Origin of the sequence: Bacteroides faecis (assembly GCF_020091505.1) — a bacterium.
Lineage (GTDB): Bacteria > Bacteroidota > Bacteroidia > Bacteroidales > Bacteroidaceae > Bacteroides > Bacteroides faecis.
Genome location: NZ_CP081916.1, coordinates 5,925,229 through 5,947,421, shown reverse-complemented (window position 1 = coordinate 5,947,421; position 22,193 = coordinate 5,925,229). Strand labels below are relative to the sequence as shown.

The following is a 22,193-nucleotide window of genomic DNA, read 5'->3' as shown; positions in this document are numbered from 1 at the left end:
TCAGCTTTCTAACACAGGTCTAACACCTATCCGAAAAGTGATAAAAACAGGTCCTTGTTGGTTGTTTCCGCTGATTTGATACGTGATTTGAGCCGTGACTTGCGGGCATATACATTAGCTACTGTATCTTTTATAAACAGACTAATTACTTGTGGGGAAAAACCGACAAAGACATAACATAATAATCGGATGTCTGCTTCTTTCATTGCAGGGAAGTCGGTACGTAGCTTTTGCATGGCATTATCATGACAGGTATTTACAATTAGTTCCAGTTCTTGCAGCATCTCATTGTTCTCCGAAAAGTCGGTGATGATCTGCTTTACTTCCTGAAACATGGCAGCCTGTTGCGATGAGGTGTTTTCGCGTTCATAATAGGTTTTTCCTAGTTTGTCGATGATGTCAAAACGAGAAGCAATCAGTCCTTTTAAATGATTTTCTGTGTCGCGTTGTCCTTCCATACGCTCTGTCAGGGTTTTATATTCGGAGTTGGCTTCTTCTACTAATAGCAGATAGTGGTCGGTACGTTCGCGTTGCAGTCGCAGGCGTTGGCGGATGATATAATAGCTTATACCTAGCAGTAGGATAATGATACTTATGGAGATGATTTCTAAAGTTGTGCGGTTTTTCATTCGATACTCTGCAAAAGCCGATTGTTCCTGAAAGTATTCTCGTTCAACCATACCAGCAGAAAACTGCATGTTTGATCGTGTCAGCGAATCGGTCAGGTAGATATAGCGGTGTATATTTTCGGTTGCCTTTTCAAAGTTTTTGGATTGTGCTTCAATACGGTATGCAGTGTATTGTAAGTCTGCCATATCGCGGATATCCGTGGTATTAGCTTCCGCCAGTTTCAGGTAATGGCGTGCGCTGTCTATCCGATTCTTCAGTAGGTTTACATCCACTAGTGTGTGGTATCCATATAATGTATCTTGCCGGGCGGAAAGTTCGATACGTTGTAGTAAGTCATGAGGAATCTGTCGTTTGCCAGATACCACATAAAGCGAGGCAAGGTTGGTGAGGCTGGCTTTGGCTAAATGATCGTTCTTTTGTTCATCAGCTAAATCAAGAGCTGCAGAGTAGAGACGTATTGCTTTCTCTATATCTTTTGAATGAAAAGCTGCTGCTGCCATATCAAGTGTCGACTCTGTTTCTTCACGAACATGATCCGACTGTCGGAAGTTATTACGGGCTTCATGGAAATAATGGTAGGCCCTGCTATAATTCATCTGTTCATAATATACTTCACCGATTTGACCGTATAACAGTCCTGCATAATAAGGCTCATTAGTGTTTTTCAGCTTTTCTTCAATTTTGAGAAAAAGGCGCAATGCTCCCGGTTTGTCTCCTGCACGTAGCTTGATACGTCCCCAGTAGTAGAGGGTTCTGCATTGATTGCGTAAATTCTTCGGGCGGTGTGCATAATAGCTCCATGCTTTTTGAATAAGTGAATCGTCGGTTATTTTAATATGATTCTTATCTAAAGCTGCAGAATAAAGCAAAGCATATTTAGCCTGTTCGGCCTGACTGCCTTCCCTCTTAAACTGCTTTAATATTGTTAAGGCACTGTCCGGTTTGTTTTGTAACAGAGCTTCCACTTCGTCAAGCCGGGAAATATATTCTCTATTATAACATCCTGTAAAAAAGAGAATTGCTGATAATCCAAGTATAATTCTGTATTTCATGTTGTGAATGTAGTAAAAATCTCCCGGAATTATTAAAAACTGGAGTGAAGAATTTATTTTTTTGCTGTTTCCTGTTGTTACTTTATTGATGGTTGCTTAATTGATGCTTGCTTATAGTCCTGTCAAGGCACAGGACTGTGCTGGCAAGGTAGGTGTTCATACTTTTATGACATTGGTGCTTCGGGGGATATTTTTAGTACGAAGATGGTTGCCAATAATCACTCTTTCCTATCTCTCACATCATAGTAAGTACATAAGATGTGGTCGCTATATCTGTTTAAAACCAGCAGTTGTTTGTATGTTAAGTCACTGTATCCCATATGTTATCCTATATATATTATTGTATTAACTAACCGACATCTTCATCGTTCCACCCGGGTGAACGGATCATTGCACAATAATGAACTAACCTGTCTACCAACGTGATAAAGACTGCTCACCCGGGTGGAACGATGAAGATGTCGGTTAGTTAATACACAAACTTTAGTTGATAAACAGGTTAAGTCAGGCTATACTACATGCAAAGAAGCGGTAAAGTATATCTCATGGAAAGTACATTTCAGCGGAAAGGACAGGTACTTATGAATGAGATGAGAGATAACTCTAAATGTAATGAGAGATAACCGAAAACAGGTGCTTTTTGATGGGTAAACAGTAAGCGTCTCGGCGATGCCGTCTTTTCTTTAATTCTACTTCTTCATATCTTTGCTTTCATATTAATCAATTCCTACTTATATGACTGCACATGCTTTATACACTCAAACCCTGTCTGAGTATAAATCCCGTCTGATATCTTCTCCCTGTTTAACTCTTCGTAGTTATTGTCATGAGTGTCATGTTAATTATCATGGTATGGAACTCTGGCTTTCTCGGCACGGCATTCGCATTCGTGAACTTCGTTCTTCCCTTTCGGCTTCTTCCTCCGAAAAGCCGGTGCCCTGCTTCAGTCCTTTGGTTCCCTCATCTGCGCCTTCGGCCCGTCCGTCCTCTTCTTCGGATATGCTTTATGGTATCAATATTACTTTTCCGGATGGGGTGATTATTTCCATCAAGCAGGGAAGTTCTTTTGGTATTCACCGTTTTATTGACCTTTATAACCGTAAGATACAGGAGGAGCAGTCATGTTTGCTTTAACCGAAAATATGCGTTATTACCTGTACCAGCATTATGTCGATATGCGTAAAGGTATGACAGGACTTTATCAGCTGGTCAAGTCCGACATGTCACTTTCTCCCGTTTCAGGAGATGTTTTTGTTTTCTTTTCCCACAAACGGGACATGGTTAAAATTTTACGTTGGGATACGGATGGTTTTATTCTTTACCAGAAGCGCCTGGAAGAAGGTACCTTCGAAGTCCCGCGTTTTAATCCTTCTACGGGTGCTTACGAGCTTTCCTGGAAGAGTTTCTTTTTGATTATGCAGGGCGTCTCCCTCCGGTCAGCCAAGTGCAGGAAACGATTTCGGCTGAAGTCATAGAAACACCAAATGATTGATAAACAATGTGTTATAACGTAGATTTATAATAAAAAGCTTTGTTGCCCGGTTCTTTTTTCGTATCTTTGAGGTATGAAAAAAGACCGGGTCATAGAGCTTCTGGAGGAACAGAACAGACATTTCAAGGAACAGATTAAAGCTGCTGACAAGCGTGAGCAACAAAGTCAGCGTCTGATCTGTGAACTGACTTCACAGGTTAAGCAACTGACCGATGCCGTTCAATCTCTGGAAGAAGCGCTGACGCTGAAGAACGGCAAACTGAAAAAGCAGGAGAACATTAGCCGCAGTTTGAGTAAGCTTATCAGCAATGAGTCTGAAAAGCAAATACCTGATAAGCCGCAACCCGCTTCTGAGACGGCTCCGTCCCGTCCGTCCGCTTCCCCCAAAGAACGGGGGAATAACAACTCCAAACGTAAAGAGCATTTTGAACTGGAAGAAAAGATAATCGAAGTCAATCCCGACCATCCCCTTTTCAGTATGTCTCTTGCCAAGTTTATGGGATACCGTGATTCTATCCGATATGTCTATATTCCGCCAAAGTTCATTAAGTACATTTATCGACAGAATATTTATAGCTTTAATGAAACGGTCTTCAGCGGTTGCGCCCCCGCCGCCCCTTTTCTGAATTCCCAATATGACGGTTCGTTCGTTGCCGGTTTATGCCAGTTGCGATATATCTACTCCATGAGTGTGGAACGTATCGTTAACTTCTTTCGGGAGAACGGGTTCGAACTCGAGAAGCCCACCGCCCATCATCTGCTGGGTAAAACGGCTGTTTTGTTCGAAAACCTCTATGAAGCACTCAGGGAAGTGGTGCTTGAAGATCCCTACCTCTGTTGTGACGAAACATATCACAAAGTACTGGTTCCGGAAAAGAACAGTAAAGGCAAAGGGGTACGAAAAGGGTATATCTGGGCAGCGGCGGCGGCGACCTTAAAGCTGGTGTTCTATTTCTATGAGGACGGATCACGCAGGCAGGAGGTGCTTTTTGATTTCCTCAAAACCTATAAAGGAACAGTACAAAGTGATGCATACGCCCCATACAGGAAACTGGAAACCGACCAATATCACAATATCACGAGGATCGCATGTCTTCAGCACGTCAAACGAAAGTTTCTTGAACAGGATAAGGAACCGGACGCCCGAAAGATAGTTGAAATGATAAACCAACTGTACCAAAAGGAACATGAACATCGGACAGGCTATCAGGGATGGACAATCAAAGACAATCTTGCACATAGAAAACAGTATGCCCCGCCAATACTCAGGAAGATAAAAAAGAAATTATTGAGCCTGCAGGCAAAGCCGGACTTATTACCGAAAAGCCAAATGGCGGAGGCCATTAATTACACACTATCCCAGTGGAAGGCCATAGAGGATATCTTTACCAAAGGGGAGTATTATCTGGACAACAACCTTGTCGAGAGGTATAATCGGTATATATCACTATCCAGAAGAAACTCGCTTTTCTTCGGAAGCCATAAGGGAGCTGAAAGAGGGGTAATACTATATTCATTGGCATGTTCGTGCAGGATGCATGGCATAAATACATTCGAATATATAGCCGATGTGATTAACAAAGCGGCGAAGTTACCACCAAATACAGACAGGAAAATATATAGAGATTTATTGCCACACAAATGGAAGGAAAACAGAAGTAGAATCTGAAAAGAAAAGGATTATCAGATTTTTTGAAGAAAAACACGGCATCGCCGAGACGCTTACGGTAAACAATGAGAGATACCTTTCCGAATAGGTATCTCTCATTTACTATATTATTGACTATAAATATATTACATATCCAACAATGAGACCGTGAGACTAAAATTATTTTTTTCTTTCTAAGAGCGATTACCGGTCAACCGTCTTCGTACCAAAAGTGGAAGACTTTACCGTGGAGGATATTTCTGGATTATGGATTTATTTTCGTTCAAATTCGGATATTCGCCTCTTTACAGGACCCACAACTCGTTCGGATGGATTGAAATTTAAAGACTTGGACCACATTAATGATTCAGGTATTAATGACCTGAATGGTGGAGATGAAGCACCTGATCTTATTGTATAATGGATACTTTTTGTAAGATAATATGCAAACGCCCACAATCTTGGTAAGGAATTAACCGATAAACTGATTTTGTATCCCGCTATAGGTCAATGTAATTTTATGCATCGCCCTTGTCACTGCCACATAAAGCATATTTCTATCTATCGTAGAATGATAGTTTTTATTATCAGCCTGTGGAATGATTACTTCATCAAATTCCAGTCCTTTTGCCATATGTGCAGAAGTAACAACAACTCCTTTTGTATAAGCTGAACTTTGACTTGACAAAAGCGATATGTTATCTGTATGGACTTGGAGTTTTTGAGCAAGCGCTTTTGCCAGAGTTTCTGTTTTGCAGATTATTCCCAAAGATGTATATCCGGAGTTTCTGAAGTCCGATATCAAATTAGCAATACCTGTAGTTTCTTCTTCTGTATTCTTAAATTGAAGAATTTCAGGCTGTTCCCCATGTCGCATAATGGGTTCCAGCTCCTTGTTTGTCTGAATTTTCTGTGCCAGACAGGTAATTTCAAATGTAGAGCGATAACTCTTACAGAGTTTCATTATTTCTCCGGTGATAAACACTTTTTGAATCATGGCAGCAGTTGAAGAACCATAGGGATTGACAGATTGAGAAGCATCTCCAAGAATTGTTTTCCGGCAGGGATAAAGTTTTTGGATCACTTTGTATTGTATGGGAGAATAGTCCTGCATTTCATCTATCAGAAGATGTCTGATATGAGTTTGAGTTTTATTTCCATCCAATGCGAGATGCAGATAAGCCAGAGGAGCCATATCTGCATATTCCAGCATACGATTCTTTCGCATCTTGAACATTTCAGGTTTTCCGGCCCATTCGAAAAAATCTTTATAGATCTGAAGGTCGTTATTTCCTGAAAACATATTCTTAATTTCTTTTCTCAGCAGATTTTTCTCAGCGGTAGTGACTGTAAGGTTATACTGGATTTTCATCATTTCCAGAATGTAATCCGTCATGGTTTCAAATCGTTGGCGTATGGGGTAACGATGGAATCGTTTGAATTGTTCCCCTATGAATTCAGCGGGAATAGTGATATACTTGGCAATTTTTACATTAGTCGCTTTGAAATAGTGATTTTCCATATGGAGGATGAATTTGTCGAGTCGGGAAACAAACTCGAAAGAGGCTTTGTATTGTATACGTTCGATAAAATCCGGAACCGGTTTTTCCAGTAGTTCCGAAACTTGTCCGAAGAAATCCTGATACTTATATTTGTTGTTGAGGACGGTGGAGAGAATTTGTTCCATGCTGGTTTCCGGTACGGTTGTTTCGCCAAGTTCCGGGAGGACATTGGAAATGTAATCAGCAAACACTTTATTGGGAGAGATAATCAGGATATCTCTGGATGCAATCTTTCCTTTTTGCGCATAGAGCAGATAGGCGATGCGATGTAATGCAATAGATGTTTTTCCCGATCCGGCGACTCCCTGTATGATGAGCACAGGCGTATCTTCGTTACGGATAATCCGGTTCTGTTCGCGCTGGATAGTCGTGACGATATTTCTCATCTTGTCGTCTGCATTGGAACAGAGCTCTTTTTGCAGGATATCATCATGAACAGTGACGGAACTTTCAATCATGTATTCCATCTTACCTTTACGAATGCGATACTGACGTTTGAGTGAAATCTTTCCATGCACTTCGCCTGAAGGAGAAGAATAAGTGGCCTCATCTGACTCATAATCATAAAACATACCCGAAATAGGTGCCCGCCAATCGTATATCAGGTTTCTTTTGCTTTTGATATCAAAGAATGTATGGATACCTATGTATATAGGGATGTTTTTGCTGTCGCTTTTATTTTCCTTAAAGTCGATTCGTCCGAAGTAAGGAATATCCAGTATTTTACTCAGGCGATTGCGTTTGTCTATCACATTCTCGCCTCGTGCAAAATGATTCAGGATACTTTCACGCATGGAACGGATTTCGTGAGGATCGATGTCCTTATTGGACCATAGATAATCTTTGTATTCCTGCAGAGTGTCTACATGCTCTTTTACTGATTTGTCTGTGCTGTTTATCGTATCATTGATGATATCGATCACCTGTTGCAAATATTCTTTTTCCTGTTCTTCTGTTCCGTTGAATATCATATATAAATTCAGTTTGGGTATTAAAAGTTGATTGAAAGGCTGGCAAAGTTAGTTGGATTCAGTGTGGTATTAAATAGTTATTTATAGCTATATCTAAAGCCTTTTTCTTATTTTTGTACGCTCATTTAATCAAGAAGAAAGATGGATATCCTCGACATTGCAAGAAAAAATCAACAGAAGGCATGGGAAATAATAAAGAAAATCAATGTAATTCCGATATGGGAGGGTATTGGTGCACAGATTAATCTGGTTGGCTCTCTTCGTACGGGATTGCTGATGAAACACCGGGATATTGATTTTCATATATATACGCCTTCTTTAAATTTAGCCGATAGTTTCAGGGCAATGGCGAGACTGGCGGAAAACACGTCAGTGAAGAAGATAGAGTGTGTGAATCTTTTGCATACTATTGAGGAATGTATTGAATGGCATGCCTGGTATCAGGATTCGGATAATACACTCTGGCAATTTGATATGATACATATCCGGAAAGGTTCCCGGTACGATGGATATTTTGAGAAAGTAGCTGAACGTATTTCTTCCGTCTTGACGGATGAAACTAAGCGGGCAATTCTTCAATTGAAAAATGAGACACCCGAAAGTGAAAAGATTATGGGGATAGAATATTACCAGGCTGTTATACGGGATGGAGTACGGACTTATGTCGGGTTTGAAGAATGGCGAAAAAAGCATCCGGTGGCAGGAGTGTTGGAATGGATGCCTTAATCAGCTCAATATGCCCGACTCATATCCTATGCGGATAGCTTCGATGGAATTTTGCACCCCTAGTTTCCTTAACAGATTTTGTCGGTGAATATTGACGGTATGAATGCTGACGCACAGTTTGTTTGCTATTTCCTTACTCAACAGTCCTTTTTGGATGAGGTGTAATATTTCTGTTTCCCGTTTGGTGAGAGGGTTAGGGACATGAAGCGATAGAGAAGGGGAGAATATAGCTCCATTTTTCAGATTGAGTACAGTACAGTCTACTGTTTCGGACTCTTCCTGATCGGGCGAAATATCGATATTCCCGATTACCAGCCATGCTTTTCCATTGACTGTCTGCTCCAGAACCTGATGCTTGCTGACGACACGTATGTATTGTTGCTTTGCATTAAGAATACGAAAACTGTAAATATTAGAATAATCGTTTCGTTGTTCCGGAGGCAAGTTGTAAATAAACTGACTTAATTTAATTTGTAAGGTGAGCAGTTGTGCACGGTCGTCCGGATGAATCCGTGACTCCAGATAGTCTCCCTGTTTTTCCAATGTTGCTATCTTATGGCTGTCATATCCCAGTAAATCCACAAAATTCTGAGAGGCATAAGCGTATCTGCATTTGTATACATCAACTACAAATGTACAGTTGCCGCTTATCTTGGAAAACTGGTGAAGCATGGATTTATCACGCTCCCATACGGTGTAGTCTATGTCAGTAAAAGACAAGCGTTGTTTTGCCCACAATTCTTCCCGTGTGATATCTATAGACTTGGTTTCTGGCATTTGTGGAATTGTTTTTGGATTGAAGTATGACAAAAGTAGACATAATCCGGGATATTATCAAGGAAGGAGAGGAGATTTACTTATTCTTATTGTTTCATACAACAATCGTGCTAACAAATGATAATAAATGAACATCTCTTGAAAAATAAATAATAAAAAGATAGTTATCTAATTAATTGTATTATCTTTGTTCCCAGAGTTTGAGTCACGAATCATTATTGTGTAGTTCTTCTTTATAATATATTATTAGTAAGTAGTCCTCTTCTGTAATTATCCTCCTCACTCCAATTTAGTATTTATTTTTAATAAAATTTTAGATGAACATTTACATTTCAGGTTTAAGTTATGGCACAAATGATGCTGACTTAACAAATTTATTTGCAGAATTTGGAGAAGTTTCTTCTGCCAAAGTTATTTTTGATAGAGAAACTGGCAGATCCAGAGGATTCGCTTTCGTAGAAATGGCGAATGATGCAGAAGGACAAAAAGCTATTGACGAATTGAACGGCGTTGAATATGACCAGAAGGTTATTTCAGTGAGCGTTGCACGTCCTCGCGCAGAAAAACCGTCATATGGTGGTAATCGCGGAGGTGGTTATAACAATTCAAGAAGATATTAATATCAGCATAAAAGCAGAAGATGATGTCTTCTGCTTTTATATAAATTGTTCCGTTTCATGATTTAACGGAGGTGTTTCTGTTATACAGAGAAAACGAAAAATCATTTTACATTTAAGTTCTGCTAATTCTGCCTCTTTTATGCGCAATATCAGGAATATATAATCCTGCACTTTCCATTCTGACAATAGATTTATTAGACTTTTTTGTAATACAATACTCTTGAAAGAACCAAGAGTGAGAGTTTAATAACTAATATCCAATCAGGCAAATAGTCAATGATGAAGGCGACTTTGAATACTTGAATAAATTATATTCAGGTTGTGACGACTTTGAAATGGCCAAACACAGAATGAAATATATGAAATCATTTTTTATAGGAAATATTGAAATAAAGGTACCTGTTATACAAGGTGGAATGGGAGTTGGGATATCATTGTCCGGTCTGGCGTCGGCAGTAGCAAACGAAGGAGGAGTAGGAGTTATATCATGTGCTGGTCTGGGACTGCTTTATCCTAGAGAAAAAGGTACTTATACCGAGAAATGTATTGGTGGCCTGAAGGAAGAGATTCGTAAATCACGCATGAAAACAAAAGGCATTATTGGTGTGAATGTCATGGTTGCCTTGTCGAATTATGCTGATATGGTGCGTACTGCGATTAATGAAAAGATTGATGTGATATTTTCCGGTGCCGGACTTCCGCTTGATCTGCCTTCATATCTGATTCCGGAGAGCGTAACGAAACTGGTACCTATCGTATCTTCTTCGAGAGCTGCCAGAATAATCTGTGATAAATGGCAAAAGAATTATAACTATCTGCCGGATGCGATAGTAGTTGAAGGACCCAAAGCTGGCGGGCATTTGGGATTTAAAAAGGAACAGTTGCAAGATCAGAATTTTGCCTTGGATGTATTGATCCCTGAAGTAGTGGCGATTGCGGCCAACTATAAAGAACAGAAACATATTCCGGTGATTGCCGCCGGTGGGATTTCGACGGGTGAAGATATTGCTCATTTTATGGAACTGGGAGCTTCGGGAGTACAGATGGGAAGTATTTTCGTGACAACTCTCGAATGTGATGCTTCGGAAACTTTTAAAGAAGTGTATATTCACTCCAAATCCGAAGATGTACTTATTATTGAAAGTCCCGTTGGAATGCCGGGACGGGCTATTGACGGAGAATTCATTCATAGCGTGAATGATGGTCTGGAAAAGCCAAGGAAGTGTTCATTCCATTGCATTAAGACATGTGACTATACGAAAAGTCCTTATTGCATTATTAAGGCGCTGTATAATGCAGCCAAAGGAAATATGAAAAAAGGCTATGCTTTTGCCGGTAGCAATGCCTTTCTGGCAGAAAAAATAAGCAGTGTGAAGGAAGTAATGAATACACTGGAAAGCGAGTTCTTTTTAGCGACTCACAAACTGGCTTAATCTCTGAGACCTTGCATTTCCGTGATTGGATTTGTCCGAGTCTCTCACTATATATAAAATTAACCGCTGCTTCGAAAACAGCAAAAACAACATTTATGACATTTAAAGAATTAAATATAACCGAACCTATTTTAAAAGCAGTTGAAGAAAAAGGATATACTGTGCCTACTCCTATCCAGGAAAAAGCGATTCCTGTAGCATTGGTAAAAAGAGATATATTAGGTTGTGCGCAAACTGGAACCGGAAAAACCGCTTCTTTTGCAATACCTATAATACAACATTTACATCTCAATAAGGGAGAGGGCAAGCGTTTGGGAATTAAAGCTCTGATTTTAACTCCTACGCGAGAACTCGCATTACAAATAAGTGAATGTATTGACGATTATTCAAAATATACACGTATTCGTCACGGAGTCATTTTTGGAGGTGTAAATCAACGCCCACAAGTGGATATGTTGCATAAGGGAATCGATATCCTGGTTGCTACTCCGGGACGCCTGCTCGATTTAATGAATCAAGGGCATATACGATTGGATAATATTCAGTATTTTGTTTTGGATGAAGCAGACCGTATGCTTGATATGGGCTTTATTCATGATATTAAGCGGATATTACCGAAACTTCCGAAGGAAAAGCAGACTTTATTTTTCTCGGCTACGATGCCTGATACAATTATTGCGCTGACTAATTCTTTGTTGAAGAATCCGGTGAAGATTTATGTAACACCGAAATCATCAACTGTAGATTCTATAAAACAGCTGGTTTACTTTGTGGAGAAGAAAGAGAAAAGTCAGTTGTTGATTTCAATCTTGCAAAAATCGGAAGATCGGTCAGTACTTATATTCTCGCGTACAAAGCACAATGCTGATAAGATCGTTAAAATATTGGGTAAAGCAGGTATTGGCAGCCAGGCTATTCATGGAAATAAGAGTCAGGCAGCACGACAGTCTGCGTTGGGCAATTTTAAGTCGGGAAAGACGCGGGTGATGGTTGCTACTGATATCGCTTCTCGAGGAATTGATATTAATGAGCTGCCGTTGGTTATCAATTATGATCTTCCTGATGTACCTGAGACGTATGTGCATCGTATCGGACGTACAGGAAGAGCTGGAAATGAAGGAACAGCACTTACGTTCTGTTCTCAGGAAGAACGTAAATTGATTAATGACATTCAGAAGTTGACAGGCAAGAAACTAAATAGGGCTGACATTGCAATTTAAGAGCAATCCCTTACATTATTCATTAAAATATAGTATAAATTAAATATAAGTTCTATGGCAAAATCCATTACGGTAGGTAAACGTGAAAATGAAAAAAAGAGACTCGCTAAACGAGAAGAAAAACAAAAGAAAAAGGATAGTAAGAAGTTATCCAGCAAAAGCAGCTTCGATGATATGATTGCTTATGTCGATGAGAATGGAATGATAACTTCGACTCCTCCGGCTGAAAATGTAAAAAAGGAAGAGATAAATCCGGATGAAATAATTATTGCAACTCCAAAGAAAGAAGATGAAGAACCTGTTATATTAAGGGGGAGAGTTGAATTCTTTAATGAGGCAAGAGGATTCGGTTTTATTAAGGACCTTGCCGGGGTTGACAAGTACTTTTTTCATGTTAATAATGTCGTTGGCAATATCTCGGAGGGTAATATTGTAACATTCGATCTAGAACGGGGTGTGAAAGGTATGAATGCGGTCAATATCTGTCTCGAAAAGAAACCGGTGGAGAATTAAAATAAAACAAGATAAATAAGTATTGAAACTTATTTTATAAGATACATTTGCTTGAGTGCAATCTGATAAAATAAAAAAATCCCTTGAGCCTCAGAGGTCCAAGGGATTTTTTGTGCGCAAAAACAGCGTCGTGTATGAATGGTAAAATAGAGAATTAACAGGAAAAGAATACAGTATAACGTACAAAAATGGCAAGAAATAATTGTTCATTATCTCTACTATTTCCTACCTTTGTCTGCTGAGGCTGAAATATTATTAACTTTTAAACGCAGAAAACATGAAGAACTTATTGATTATGGCATTTTTTCTTGGCTTGACTTTGCAACTCTCTGCAGGGACCGGAGGAAACAATGCTGTAATTGTAGAAAAGACTACGGCAAGTCCGATGGAAAAGACATCTGTTAATTGGCAGAAAATGGCAGATGGTATGTCAAAAGCCCTTATAAAGCATTTTTGGGGTGCAAATTTTAAAGGGTATGAGAACCGTTATTATTTCAACTATGGTAGTGATCTTTCTAATATGACTACCAATCATTATTGGCCACAGGCGCATGCTATGGATGTGATGGTAGATGCGTATATGCGTACCGGAAGCAAACAGTATCTGAATATTTATCCGTTATGGTGGGAGGGTGCACCGAAGTTCAACTTCTCAGGCAGAGCCGAAGATCCATGGTGGAATGTATTTGTTGATGATATGGAATGGATTGCTTTGGCACAGATTCGTATGTTTGAAAGCACTAAGGACACCAAGTATCTGAAGAAAGCCAAGCAGATGTACGATGATTGGATCTGGTCTACCTGGGGACCGGAAGATGAGGCTCCGTGGTTTGGCGGTATTACCTGGAAGACGGATGTGGCAAAATCTAAAAATGCCTGTTCTAATGGTCCTGCTGCTCTGATTGCTGCCCGGTTGTATAATTTCTATGATGCTATAGGCAAAACGAGGGGAAAATCAAAGCAGGCCTATCTGAATGAAGCCATCAAAATATATACCTGGGAGAAGAACAACTTGTTCGACCGTCAGACCGGGGCAGTATATGACAGCATGAATGGTGAGGGTAAGATTACTAAATGGACATTCTCGTACAATGCGGGTACTTTCTTGGGAGCAGCTCATGAACTGTATAAGATTACAGGAGATAAACAATATCTGGCAGACGCGGTGAAAGTTGCTAATTTTGTGATTGATCATTTGTCAACAAACGAAGGTGTACTCCCTGATGCAGTAGGTGGTGATGGTGGTTTGTTTCATGGCATTTTCTTCCGTTATTTTGTGAAACTGATTAATGAACCTGCGTTGGATGGTACTAATTATAACAAGTTCCGTAACTACATAACTCATTGCGCTACAGTTATGGCAGAGCAGGGAGTGAATGGGAAGACTATGCTGTACAGTGGTCGTTGGAGAAAAGCACCTGCCGATGATGAAGGTGTCGGGTTAACGTCCCATCTGACCGGCTGTATGCTGATGGAAGCTATGTGTGTGCTAAAGCAGAGGTAATAGAATAAGAAAAAGAGATAAAATAAAAATCCCTTGAACTTCTGAAGTTCAAGGGATTTTTATTACTGAGTTGATAGTGGTGCCACCAGGAATCGAACCTTTTGCTTCGGTTTATTCTAACTCCTTGAGTGACTGCACATTTTTTGCTTTATCTTTTATGAAAACCATTGAATTGGCCTTACGCTAAATTCATTGTTTTTCTTTACTAATCTGACAAAATTTGTCTCTTTGACACTGCAAATATAATACACAGGTTCGATTTCTGCAAATATTTTCATTCCTTTTAATTATAGTTTTCAACAAGAGAAAAAAATAAAAACATGTGCTAAATCAAATGCATTAAGAATTTATTTATTGTTTGGGGTGTTGACTTTAAAGTTGGAAATTTTGCTTCGCAAATCATTAGAAAGATATACCCCTTGAATCTTTATTTTGCATGAATAAACCAAAAGCACTAAAAGAGCAAAAATACAAATGACGACTATTTCACTAGGCGCCAAAAAGTTTGGAACTGACTTGGGCATGAAGGCACCTGCAAAGAGATCTACTAAACATAAGATTATAGCTCCCACCTTTCCTAAAGCACTCTTTACCTTTCTTGATTTTTGTATCTCTATATCGCTTACAATTTGTGCAATCACAGTATTATTGGTTTTCATTGCATATTCTTTCAACGTAAATATCGAAACTTCTTCATTATTAAATAGAAAAATATATTTCCCAATTAAGGGTACTGCTAGTGTACATAATGCAAAGAGGATACAAGTAAAAAATTTCACAGTCCAAATACAGACAATACCTAATATTACGAATGGAATCAGGTTTATTAGAGTTAAATCCTGAAACGTAATTCCAGGTTCTTTTTGGGGACAACACACACCTAAATACAAATCTGTAAACACCAATAGAATAAGGAAATTTGTCCATATATCCGTATCATAAATCTTGTGGTTGTCAAATAACGCAATCAAATCTTTCATGTTGTTCATAAATACTTTTTTAAATTAATAGTTTATAGTAAAGCGGCAGTCAACATTTTAAATTTCCACTGTATTAAAATAGAGCCTATACTGAAAAGGAACAGGGCTATTGGTTATCAATACCCTAAAACCTTATTCGATATAATGTCTACAGATTATACCATTCAAATATATTATGTGTTATTGGATTTTACAAATATACAGATACTATTCAGAATGTCATAACTTCTCCATAAATATTATTTTGTACAGTTTTTTTACTTATAATTCATGCCTTTATCATACTTTGCGGCATTGCTGCATGAAGGAGGTGTGCATGCCAAAACAGAAAAGTTTTTGAGCCATTCATGTAAAAAGGATATACAGGATGTCATCTGATGACTTTTAATGACATCTGATGACACTGCTTTTTATGTTTCGGATATAAAGCGGTTCTTTGTCGTGTATTAATAGTGAACTAATCCATGAAAATGAGATGCCATGAACATACAAGAAGCAAAGAACATCAGGCTTGTTGATTTTTTAGCCGGATTCGGATACAAGCCGGTAATACAGCGTGGGAACAGCGTATGGTACAAATCGCCCTTCAGGACGGAAAAGGAAGCCTCTTTCAAGGTTGACCTCCATAAGGAATTGTGGTATGATTTCGGTCTGGGGAAGGGAGGGGATATTATAACGTTGGCCAAGGAGATTTATCGGACACAAGATATAGGTTATGTACTACAGTGTATTGAGGATAAAAGAGCCGTACTGAAACCGGTTACTGTTTCCTGTCCGTTTGAAAAGGCATATCCCGCCTTTCAAGATTTGAAAATCATTCCTCTTGCCAACCGGATACTGCTTACTTATCTGAAGGAACGGTGCATTGATCTGGAAACTGCCCGAAAAATATGCAGGGAAGCCCATTTTAAACGGAATGGGAAGAATTATTTTGCCATCGCTTTCCCTAATATTTCCGGAGGGTACGAAATCAGGAACAGGTATTTCAAGGCTTGTATTGCTCCCAAGGACATCAGTCGCATCATTAGCACGCCGGAAAGCAGGATTTGCTATATTTTTGAGGGGTTTATGGATTTTCTGTCTTTCAGACCGGCTTTTCCATCTTTGGAAGAGGGGGATTATATAGTGTTGAATTCTGTCAGTAACTTACAGAAGGCTTTTTCTTTCCTTTCACAATATGACGGCATCCGTTGCTGTCTGGATAATGATACCGCCGGGAAAAATGCGGTGCAGGCATTAAAGGACAAATACGGAATCCGTATATGCGATTTTTCGCATGAATATTCCGGATATAAGGATCTGAATGAATATTTGTGCAGGAAGAACAATCTGCTCCATATCTAATAGATGTATTGAAAAGACTGCCTGATGATATACCCTTGTTTCTTTCCTGTCATATGTGGCAGGAGGAAACAAGGGTGATTTTTCATGTGGTGATACTATGTTAATAGTAGAATGTGGTCAGATGCGTTTTATGGTCTTTTACAATCTTTACTTCATGCATCTGTCCGTATATCTCACGCATGGATACCGGACAATCCATCTTTTCCCATTCTTCCGGGGAAATCCTCATGTCGGAATGCCTGAAACACAGCATGACCATTTCCTGAGAATCCTCTTCTGCGAATATGGTACCTTCATGGTCGTTGACAAACTGTTTGAGTCCATCCTCATCCTTACAGGATATTTCTCCGACGTACATATCCTCGCTCGGCCGGGTGTTTTTGCGGATATGGATTTTGAACCATTCCCGGCTTTCCGGCTGTTCAGGTGCGCCACACTCCCACAGGGCTATTTTCGCATCGTAGTAAACCTCCCCGTTTTCACATGCCCCGTAATGCCCCCAATGCTTGAAACGGCCGGTAGTCCATGCCTTGAACCTTACATCGCCTGCCTTTACCAACAGACACTCACCGCCATGCATATCGCATTTGATACCCTCTTTGTCACGGGACACGAATGGAACACGGGAAAAATCCCGGAGTATAATGTTATCTCCATATACGGCATCTATAAAGAACAGCCGGGAACGCTCACCATAACCGGAAACAAAGAACAGGTTGTCTCCTGTCCGTGGATACTGGCCGGAGCGTGTCTTTTCGATGTGTTCCACCATGGTATTCACTTTATCTATATCTTCCTGTACAAGTCCATATATCCGATCATACCAGTAGTTCAGGCGGATGAAAGTTTCTTTGCTATACTTGTTTGTTGTCTGAATCATAATTTCCTTATTTTGTGATTAAACATTTCCGGCTTTGGCAAAGCCGGTATTTCTATCTCTTACATGTCAGACATTTGTCTTTTGCTCTGATAGTGCAAGGCTTGGCGAAAAAATACCGCAGCGAAGCGAGGATGATTTTTTCAGCCAACCAGTCCGAAGGACCGCCTTGCGCATCAGAAGCAAAAGGCTACCTTTACATGTAAGAAATAGAAATGCTGACCGATATATGATTCCAAAATAAAAAAACGTATAATCTGCCGGTTCTGTAATAAGAAAGCCATGAAACCCTCTCTTTTTATCGTTTCCATGACTTTCTTATGTTTATGTCGTGATACTTGGAAACGGGTATTACCAATGATCAAATGTTTCCACCCTGTTTTTTTCCAACAGAACAAGAATGTCCTTTTCCTTATATAATAATTTGCCTCCTACTTTGTAATAGGGCAGCCTGCCGTTCATTCTGTAATCAGCCAGCGTCCTTCGTGTCAGCTTCAATTTCTCCGCCAACTCGCTGTCGGTAATGTAACGCTCTCCGTTCAGGACCGGACGAAGGTTTTTCTCCTGATCATCCAGCATTTTGGACAGGGTGCTTATGTTCCGAAAAAAACGTATAATCTCAGGGCTTTCTTTGGTCAGTATGAATTGAGTCATAAGGATTCGGGGGTTACATGGTGAATACTGTTTTCCAAATAACGTATAATATCCTGACGCCTGTAATATACCTTGCGGTCTATATGGCTGTAAGGGATAATCCTGCTTCTCCGAAGTTGCAACAGCTTTCGGGGCGAGACATTCATAAGCATACACGCTTCCTGGTTATCAATCCAGTCATCCATACTACAGATGCCTCCTCCGCATGTTTCACGCATTCTCTTTTCAACGGCTTCCAAAGCCTCATTCATTTCCATGAATGCCTTAGCTTCGATACATACAAATTCCATAAACTCTGCTTTTTTTGTCCGGCACGAAAATACGGGAAGTAAAAGTCATGGGCAAAAGGATGTCATCAAACGGCATCAGATGTCATCAGATGTCAGAGACCGCTCTGTTTGGGGAAGCAAATTAAAAGAATGGCTAAAAGTCTGTTTCTTTACCGGAAAAACAGTATTTTTATCCCGGACAATCTGTCCGAAAATAAAAAAACAGGAAATATGGAACTGATAATCAATGCAACATTATTACTAACGGCTATCGTTCTCTGGATATACGGACAATACTGGAGAAAAAAGTGCGGCAAGGTGCTATGCCAATATGCAGCAGCCTACGATGAGCGGGAAGACAGGGAGAAACCGCTACGTCAAGCCATCATAGCAGGAAATCCTCATGCACCGCTGTTATATGCGCTGACTTGTCCTGAGCTGTTTGATAAAGTCCGTCCGTTGCGATTGTTCTCATTCGGGAGCATTCGCTGCGTGTTTGCCGGCTATTATTTTCCCAAACGCTTTGAAAGCTGGCTTTGTGATGACCAGTTGGCATTCGTGCAAAAAGTATATGATTTCAAGGATGGAAAAGACAGCTGTACGGAATATTTTTCACAAGCATTCCTGCTTCTTTCCACTGATGAGGATATTACTGCCATGTTTATGCCGTGCAGCACATCAGACCGCTATTACAGACGTTTCTCAGGTATTGCCGGTTTTCTGGAAACGCATGGCTATGTCCGTTCAGGACTGGATTTAATATGCATTACGGAAAGCAGGGAGTGTAAACACGCCTCAGAAAAACGCTCTGAAATAAATACCGCCAACTATATGATGTCAAACGATCTGTACGGAAAGCGCGTGGTGATTGTCGATGATTTGCTGACCAGCGGATCCAGCCTGATGGAATACGCCCATAATCTGGAAAGGGCCGGTGCCAAAGTGGAAGGTGCTGTATTTCTTGCCCGTACCTTTCAGATGCCTTCGCCGGCAAAAGTAAAACGCCTGGTATGGAAACGCCATCTATCAGTCCTGATCCGGAGAAGGTCTGACGACCTGTAAATTGTAAAGTTTACATTCGGATTTTACAATTTTACACCTCGAATTTTTACATTTCAATTTCCCCTATACTATTTTTATATCTGTATTTTATTGATTTGCAGTGTTATATAATTCCCCGTCCAATATAAACGGATAATGTGGCATACATTTTTCACTGAACATGGCATATACTCTTGAAAGTGCGCACAAGAAAAGGGTATTCCAGTAATAACCTTTAAAAAGACAGGAGAAAATTGCCATGATGTATATAGACAATGAAGTGCTTGAAAAAATGATAATGACCATAGTGGAAGGTTTTGACCGTATAGAAAAGAAACTGGACAGGATGGGACGCGTGAAGGACTGCCTGAATGGAGACGAGCTTTTGGACAACTATGACATTGCCAAACTGCTAAACGTGTCATTGCGGACAGTCGCCCGTTACAGGGAAAAAGGGCTGATCCGTTATTACCAGACGGACGATAACGGGAAAAACTTCTACAGAAGCTCGGAAATACAGGAGTTTTTACAGAAACGTGGGAAAAAAGATAAGGGCGGGAATACCAACATGGGAAAGTTATGCTAACTTTGTTTCATAAACAGTTGTTATGAAGACAAATGCCAATTCAAGATATACCGTTGCAGTCCTTATTGACGGGGATAACGCATCCTTTGAGAGGATGGAAGATATAATGGGCTTTGTTTCCCGTTACGGGGATGCCGTTGTGAGACGAATTTATGGAGACTGGACGAGGAAAGCGCTTTCCGCATGGAAGGAAAGTGCCAGGGAGCATGGATTCAGGCTTGTACAAGCTTCCTCCCATGTTCCCGGAAAGAACACGACGGACATTGCACTGGTCATAGATGCGATGGATATTCTTCGGGACGGGCAGGTGGACTGTTTCTGCCTGGTGGCCAGTGACGGTGATTACAGCCTGCTTGCCCAACGGATACGGGAAGCCGGGGTGAAAGTGCTGGGATATGGGGAAGGAAAGACCCCGGTGTCATTGGTACGGTCCTGTTCCGTATTCCTGTATGCCGACCGGAAGGAAAGCAAGGCAGAGGAGAACACTCCCGAATTCTTTATCCGAAGGGATATGGAGTATTTCGACAAGGCTTTTGAGCAGGCGGCTGACGGCAAAGAAGAGGTTTCCCTTTCACTGATCGGCGGTGCATTGAAAAAAATGATGCCCAAATTCAAGGTCAGGAGATATGGATGCAAGACATTGGGCAAACTCTATGAAAAGTTGGACCGGTATGAGCTGGTCATGACGGAAAAGGGAGTGGCAAATGCCGTACGGCTGAAATATTAAACCGCATAGCAGGAGTGTTCCAAAACGTCAGTTTCTCCTATACATCGTTTTATGTATCAGGAGAAACTGACGTTTGTGTTCTATACCGGGATGGGGTTTACCCGTAATGTGTCAAGATTGAGATAGGCTCCCCGGTAGAACGTTCTTCCTTCCCTGAGCATGCGCCACAGGACGTCGCATCCGATTTGTGCCAACATGGAATTGATGAAGAGATCCTGTTTTTGCAATGCCTCAGTCAGCGAGCAGCTCGGTCCTGAATCCTTCTCCCTGATGGTGGAATAAGGGACTTCCTCCGTTATGACGTTCATCTTGGGTATAGGCAGGTATTCAGTGGAGGAGGGCTGCGGTATCTTGCTTTTGACATTACCTATCAGTACTTGTCCGGTGGTCTGGGCATTGCCGAAATCCATCCAGTATATCGGTGATTTCTCGTCATCGTATGAACGTTCCCTATGCTTTTTCAAAAAACGCCACAGACCGGTCCGTGAACGGGTGGTGTCCGTGCAGGTGATGATGATATTCGCCAAAACGGAATCTGATGTTCCTGACGGATAGCATTGCCCTTTTGCTTCCCATGAAAAGCCGAAAAAGCGGTTGATACGGGTTACAAGTGCCACCGCCTTGTTCAGTCCGAGCTCGGATTCGCTGAACAACTGGCGTCCGATGTTCGCTTCCGTGACAGTATCGGGGTCAAAAACCGTCAAGTGCAGGCCCGGATGTCCGAGTGCCTGCAATGCGATACTCATTCTTGCCAGATTGGTGGCCACCTGCGATCCGGTTCCGCCCGCACCGATTACGAAAACGGTTACGGGATGGTGGGGATTGAGCAGGTATCTGTCTGTATAATGAATCTTTTTCATATCAATAAGTCTTTAAGTTGTCTGTCCATAGGTTTCAATTCGTTATAGTCAAACGGATTGGTCCGTGCCTTTTCCGTCACCGAAACCAGATTGCTTTCGGTGGGATTCCTGCTTCCTCCCAAATGGGAAAATTCACTGAGCCAGAAGCGTTTTTCCCAATGCTCAAGGAGTTTTGAGAAAGTCATGTTTTCCGGAGGAGTCAACGAGGCATTTCCCAGGCAGACACTGCTTCCCGTTACATTGAAAAACGGGGCAAGGAAAAGCGGGCTGTCTTCTGCCGGTGCTTCTCCCTTATAGGCAAAAATTTCCAGTCTGTCACCGGAAGCCCTGTAAATGACACCGGGTACATGGAATGTCCCGTCCGGAATATTCAGCCTTTCGGAAAAGAACATCTGCCGTTTTCCCGGAGGATTGTACCAGATGTACCTCTCGTGTCCCTTGCGTGTATCGCACCACAGCATATTGGTGGGGATTTTCCCATGCGGTACATCCTGCCGGTTATCCGTATAGTATTCCACAAGGGAGTCCATAAATTCATACGTAACGGGGACGGCAGCCTCCATCCGGCCTCTGTCGTTGATCGGATGCAGTTCGAGATAATATGTCCCGTGTCCATAGCGGCCATCACTGTATTCGTAAGCAATCAGTGCCGCTTTGGGAACCATCACCTGTTGAAGTTTCTTAGTCAGTTCATTCATGTCATTCGT

Annotated in this window: 22 protein-coding genes; 13 read left to right on the top strand and 9 right to left on the bottom strand. The window is 40.9% G+C overall.

All coding sequences use genetic code 11. The features are described from left to right. Positions 1–26: 26 nt before the first annotated feature. On the bottom strand, positions 27–1,682 hold the full coding sequence (locus tag K6V30_RS23785; protein WP_022301847.1) for a tetratricopeptide repeat protein: 1,656 nt from the start codon (positions 1,680–1,682) through the stop codon (positions 27–29). 852 nt (positions 1,683–2,534) lie between these two features. Between K6V30_RS23785 and K6V30_RS23780 the strand changes: the two genes are divergently transcribed. From K6V30_RS23780 to tnpC, 3 genes are all read left to right on the top strand, one after another. After that, positions 2,535–2,816: a hypothetical protein gene (locus K6V30_RS23780; protein ID WP_224207215.1), complete on the top strand. Its 282-nt coding sequence runs from the start codon at positions 2,535–2,537 to the stop codon at positions 2,814–2,816. Continuing rightward, positions 2,804–3,157 carry an IS66 family insertion sequence element accessory protein TnpB gene (gene tnpB / locus K6V30_RS23775; RefSeq protein ID WP_055268734.1) on the top strand — a complete coding sequence of 118 codons (354 nt, stop codon included), beginning with the start codon at positions 2,804–2,806 and terminating at the stop codon, positions 3,155–3,157. Before K6V30_RS23780 ends, tnpB begins: the two co-directional genes overlap by 13 nt. A gap of 90 nt (positions 3,158–3,247) precedes the next feature. Then, a complete protein-coding gene (gene tnpC, locus K6V30_RS23770) occupies positions 3,248–4,843 on the top strand; it encodes an IS66 family transposase (protein WP_055268733.1) in 1,596 nt (531 codons plus the stop codon). 451 nt (positions 4,844–5,294) lie between these two features. On the opposite strand, the gene K6V30_RS23760 is transcribed toward tnpC, so the two are convergent. Beyond that, positions 5,295–7,355 carry a HelD family protein gene (locus tag K6V30_RS23760; RefSeq protein WP_055271693.1) on the bottom strand — a complete coding sequence of 687 codons (2,061 nt, stop codon included), beginning with the start codon at positions 7,353–7,355 and terminating at the stop codon, positions 5,295–5,297. Positions 7,356–7,496: 141 nt separating this feature from the next. Here K6V30_RS23760 and K6V30_RS23755 point away from each other — a divergent pair, with 141 nt between their 5' ends. After that, positions 7,497–8,081, top strand: coding sequence for a hypothetical protein (locus K6V30_RS23755; protein ID WP_055271691.1), 585 nt, complete (start codon positions 7,497–7,499; stop codon positions 8,079–8,081). Here the strand turns inward: K6V30_RS23755 and K6V30_RS23750 are convergent, their stop codons facing one another. After that, positions 8,082–8,858, bottom strand: coding sequence for a LuxR C-terminal-related transcriptional regulator (locus tag K6V30_RS23750; RefSeq protein WP_010539095.1), 777 nt, complete (start codon positions 8,856–8,858; stop codon positions 8,082–8,084). 317 nt (positions 8,859–9,175) lie between these two features. On the opposite strand from K6V30_RS23750, the gene K6V30_RS23745 reads away from it, so the two are divergent. The 5 genes from K6V30_RS23745 (at position 9,176) to K6V30_RS23725 (ending at position 14,148) form a co-directional block, all read left to right on the top strand. Continuing rightward, the gene (locus tag K6V30_RS23745; protein ID WP_010539094.1) at positions 9,176–9,478 is read left to right on the top strand and encodes an RNA recognition motif domain-containing protein; all 303 of its coding nucleotides are present in this window, start codon (positions 9,176–9,178) and stop codon (positions 9,476–9,478) included. Positions 9,479–9,837: 359 nt separating this feature from the next. Further along, positions 9,838–10,911 (top strand): NAD(P)H-dependent flavin oxidoreductase, encoded by a 1,074-nt coding sequence (locus K6V30_RS23740; RefSeq protein WP_029425676.1) that lies wholly within the window; start codon positions 9,838–9,840, stop codon positions 10,909–10,911. A 95-nt stretch (positions 10,912–11,006) separates the two neighbouring features. After that, complete coding sequence (locus tag K6V30_RS23735) at positions 11,007–12,131, top strand: DEAD/DEAH box helicase (RefSeq protein WP_010539092.1); 1,125 nt, start codon at positions 11,007–11,009, stop codon at positions 12,129–12,131. A 54-nt stretch (positions 12,132–12,185) separates the two neighbouring features. Then, on the top strand, positions 12,186–12,644 hold the full coding sequence (locus K6V30_RS23730; protein ID WP_010539091.1) for a cold shock domain-containing protein: 459 nt from the start codon (positions 12,186–12,188) through the stop codon (positions 12,642–12,644). 277 nt (positions 12,645–12,921) lie between these two features. Next, complete coding sequence (locus tag K6V30_RS23725) at positions 12,922–14,148, top strand: glycoside hydrolase family 76 protein (RefSeq protein ID WP_022301851.1); 1,227 nt, start codon at positions 12,922–12,924, stop codon at positions 14,146–14,148. Positions 14,149–14,495: 347 nt separating this feature from the next. Here K6V30_RS23725 and K6V30_RS23720 read toward each other — a convergent pair whose 3' ends face one another. Continuing rightward, positions 14,496–15,137, bottom strand: a complete 642-nt coding sequence (locus K6V30_RS23720) for a hypothetical protein (protein WP_005802553.1) — start codon at positions 15,135–15,137, stop codon at positions 14,496–14,498. A 471-nt stretch (positions 15,138–15,608) separates the two neighbouring features. Between K6V30_RS23720 and K6V30_RS23715 the strand changes: the two genes are divergently transcribed. Further along, entirely contained in the window at positions 15,609–16,472 is an 864-nt protein-coding gene (locus K6V30_RS23715) for a toprim domain-containing protein (RefSeq protein ID WP_005802555.1), read from the top strand. A gap of 100 nt (positions 16,473–16,572) precedes the next feature. Here K6V30_RS23715 and K6V30_RS23710 read toward each other — a convergent pair whose 3' ends face one another. The 3 genes from K6V30_RS23710 to K6V30_RS23700 all read right to left on the bottom strand — a co-directional run bounded on the left by K6V30_RS23710 (position 16,573) and on the right by K6V30_RS23700 (position 18,293). Continuing rightward, positions 16,573–17,352, bottom strand: coding sequence for a DUF4121 family protein (locus tag K6V30_RS23710; protein WP_005858531.1), 780 nt, complete (start codon positions 17,350–17,352; stop codon positions 16,573–16,575). A gap of 348 nt (positions 17,353–17,700) precedes the next feature. Beyond that, positions 17,701–18,003, bottom strand: coding sequence for a helix-turn-helix domain-containing protein (locus tag K6V30_RS23705; protein WP_005802560.1), 303 nt, complete (start codon positions 18,001–18,003; stop codon positions 17,701–17,703). After that, the gene (locus K6V30_RS23700; RefSeq protein ID WP_005802562.1) at positions 18,000–18,293 is read right to left on the bottom strand and encodes a helix-turn-helix domain-containing protein; all 294 of its coding nucleotides are present in this window, start codon (positions 18,291–18,293) and stop codon (positions 18,000–18,002) included. Before K6V30_RS23700 ends, K6V30_RS23705 begins: the two co-directional genes overlap by 4 nt. A gap of 129 nt (positions 18,294–18,422) precedes the next feature. On the opposite strand from K6V30_RS23700, the gene K6V30_RS23695 reads away from it, so the two are divergent. The 3 genes from K6V30_RS23695 (at position 18,423) to K6V30_RS23685 (ending at position 20,626) form a co-directional block, all read left to right on the top strand. Further along, the gene (locus K6V30_RS23695; RefSeq protein WP_036629055.1) at positions 18,423–19,334 is read left to right on the top strand and encodes a phosphoribosyltransferase; all 912 of its coding nucleotides are present in this window, start codon (positions 18,423–18,425) and stop codon (positions 19,332–19,334) included. 238 nt (positions 19,335–19,572) lie between these two features. Beyond that, the gene (locus K6V30_RS23690; protein WP_004288686.1) at positions 19,573–19,899 is read left to right on the top strand and encodes a helix-turn-helix domain-containing protein; all 327 of its coding nucleotides are present in this window, start codon (positions 19,573–19,575) and stop codon (positions 19,897–19,899) included. 22 nt (positions 19,900–19,921) lie between these two features. Beyond that, positions 19,922–20,626 carry an NYN domain-containing protein gene (locus tag K6V30_RS23685; RefSeq protein ID WP_004288687.1) on the top strand — a complete coding sequence of 235 codons (705 nt, stop codon included), beginning with the start codon at positions 19,922–19,924 and terminating at the stop codon, positions 20,624–20,626. An 80-nt stretch (positions 20,627–20,706) separates the two neighbouring features. Here K6V30_RS23685 and K6V30_RS23680 read toward each other — a convergent pair whose 3' ends face one another. Beyond that, on the bottom strand, positions 20,707–21,486 hold the full coding sequence (locus K6V30_RS23680) for a PRTRC system ThiF family protein (protein ID WP_005858536.1): 780 nt from the start codon (positions 21,484–21,486) through the stop codon (positions 20,707–20,709). Then, a complete protein-coding gene (locus K6V30_RS23675; protein WP_005858538.1) occupies positions 21,483–22,184 on the bottom strand; it encodes a prokaryotic E2 ligase family D protein in 702 nt (233 codons plus the stop codon). Before K6V30_RS23675 ends, K6V30_RS23680 begins: the two co-directional genes overlap by 4 nt. Between the last annotated feature and the right edge of the window lie 9 nt (positions 22,185–22,193).

Bases quoted from the DNA above. Each gene is read 5' to 3' on its own strand.
- K6V30_RS23680 (WP_005858536.1), bottom strand. From the start codon at position 21,486: ATGAAAAAGATTCATTATACAGACAGATACCTGCTCAATCCCCACCAT.
- K6V30_RS23735 (WP_010539092.1), top strand. From the start codon at position 11,007: ATGACATTTAAAGAATTAAATATAACCGAACCTATTTTAAAAGCAGTT.
- K6V30_RS23730 (WP_010539091.1), top strand. From the start codon at position 12,186: ATGGCAAAATCCATTACGGTAGGTAAACGTGAAAATGAAAAAAAGAGA.
- tnpB (WP_055268734.1), top strand. From the start codon at position 2,804: ATGTTTGCTTTAACCGAAAATATGCGTTATTACCTGTACCAGCATTAT.
- K6V30_RS23780 (WP_224207215.1), top strand. From the start codon at position 2,535: ATGGAACTCTGGCTTTCTCGGCACGGCATTCGCATTCGTGAACTTCGT.
- K6V30_RS23715 (WP_005802555.1), top strand. From the start codon at position 15,609: ATGAACATACAAGAAGCAAAGAACATCAGGCTTGTTGATTTTTTAGCC.
- K6V30_RS23690 (WP_004288686.1), top strand. From the start codon at position 19,573: ATGATGTATATAGACAATGAAGTGCTTGAAAAAATGATAATGACCATA.
- K6V30_RS23720 (WP_005802553.1), bottom strand. From the start codon at position 15,137: ATGAACAACATGAAAGATTTGATTGCGTTATTTGACAACCACAAGATT.
- K6V30_RS23695 (WP_036629055.1), top strand. From the start codon at position 18,423: ATGGCTAAAAGTCTGTTTCTTTACCGGAAAAACAGTATTTTTATCCCG.
- K6V30_RS23725 (WP_022301851.1), top strand. From the start codon at position 12,922: ATGAAGAACTTATTGATTATGGCATTTTTTCTTGGCTTGACTTTGCAA.
- K6V30_RS23675 (WP_005858538.1), bottom strand. From the start codon at position 22,184: ATGAATGAACTGACTAAGAAACTTCAACAGGTGATGGTTCCCAAAGCG.
- K6V30_RS23685 (WP_004288687.1), top strand. From the start codon at position 19,922: ATGAAGACAAATGCCAATTCAAGATATACCGTTGCAGTCCTTATTGAC.
- K6V30_RS23740 (WP_029425676.1), top strand. From the start codon at position 9,838: ATGAAATCATTTTTTATAGGAAATATTGAAATAAAGGTACCTGTTATA.
- tnpC (WP_055268733.1), top strand. From the start codon at position 3,248: ATGAAAAAAGACCGGGTCATAGAGCTTCTGGAGGAACAGAACAGACAT.
- K6V30_RS23785 (WP_022301847.1), bottom strand. From the start codon at position 1,682: ATGAAATACAGAATTATACTTGGATTATCAGCAATTCTCTTTTTTACA.
- K6V30_RS23700 (WP_005802562.1), bottom strand. From the start codon at position 18,293: ATGGAATTTGTATGTATCGAAGCTAAGGCATTCATGGAAATGAATGAG.
- K6V30_RS23710 (WP_005858531.1), bottom strand. From the start codon at position 17,352: ATGATTCAGACAACAAACAAGTATAGCAAAGAAACTTTCATCCGCCTG.
- K6V30_RS23750 (WP_010539095.1), bottom strand. From the start codon at position 8,858: ATGCCAGAAACCAAGTCTATAGATATCACACGGGAAGAATTGTGGGCA.
- K6V30_RS23760 (WP_055271693.1), bottom strand. From the start codon at position 7,355: ATGATATTCAACGGAACAGAAGAACAGGAAAAAGAATATTTGCAACAG.
- K6V30_RS23705 (WP_005802560.1), bottom strand. From the start codon at position 18,003: ATGACTCAATTCATACTGACCAAAGAAAGCCCTGAGATTATACGTTTT.
- K6V30_RS23755 (WP_055271691.1), top strand. From the start codon at position 7,497: ATGGATATCCTCGACATTGCAAGAAAAAATCAACAGAAGGCATGGGAA.
- K6V30_RS23745 (WP_010539094.1), top strand. From the start codon at position 9,176: ATGAACATTTACATTTCAGGTTTAAGTTATGGCACAAATGATGCTGAC.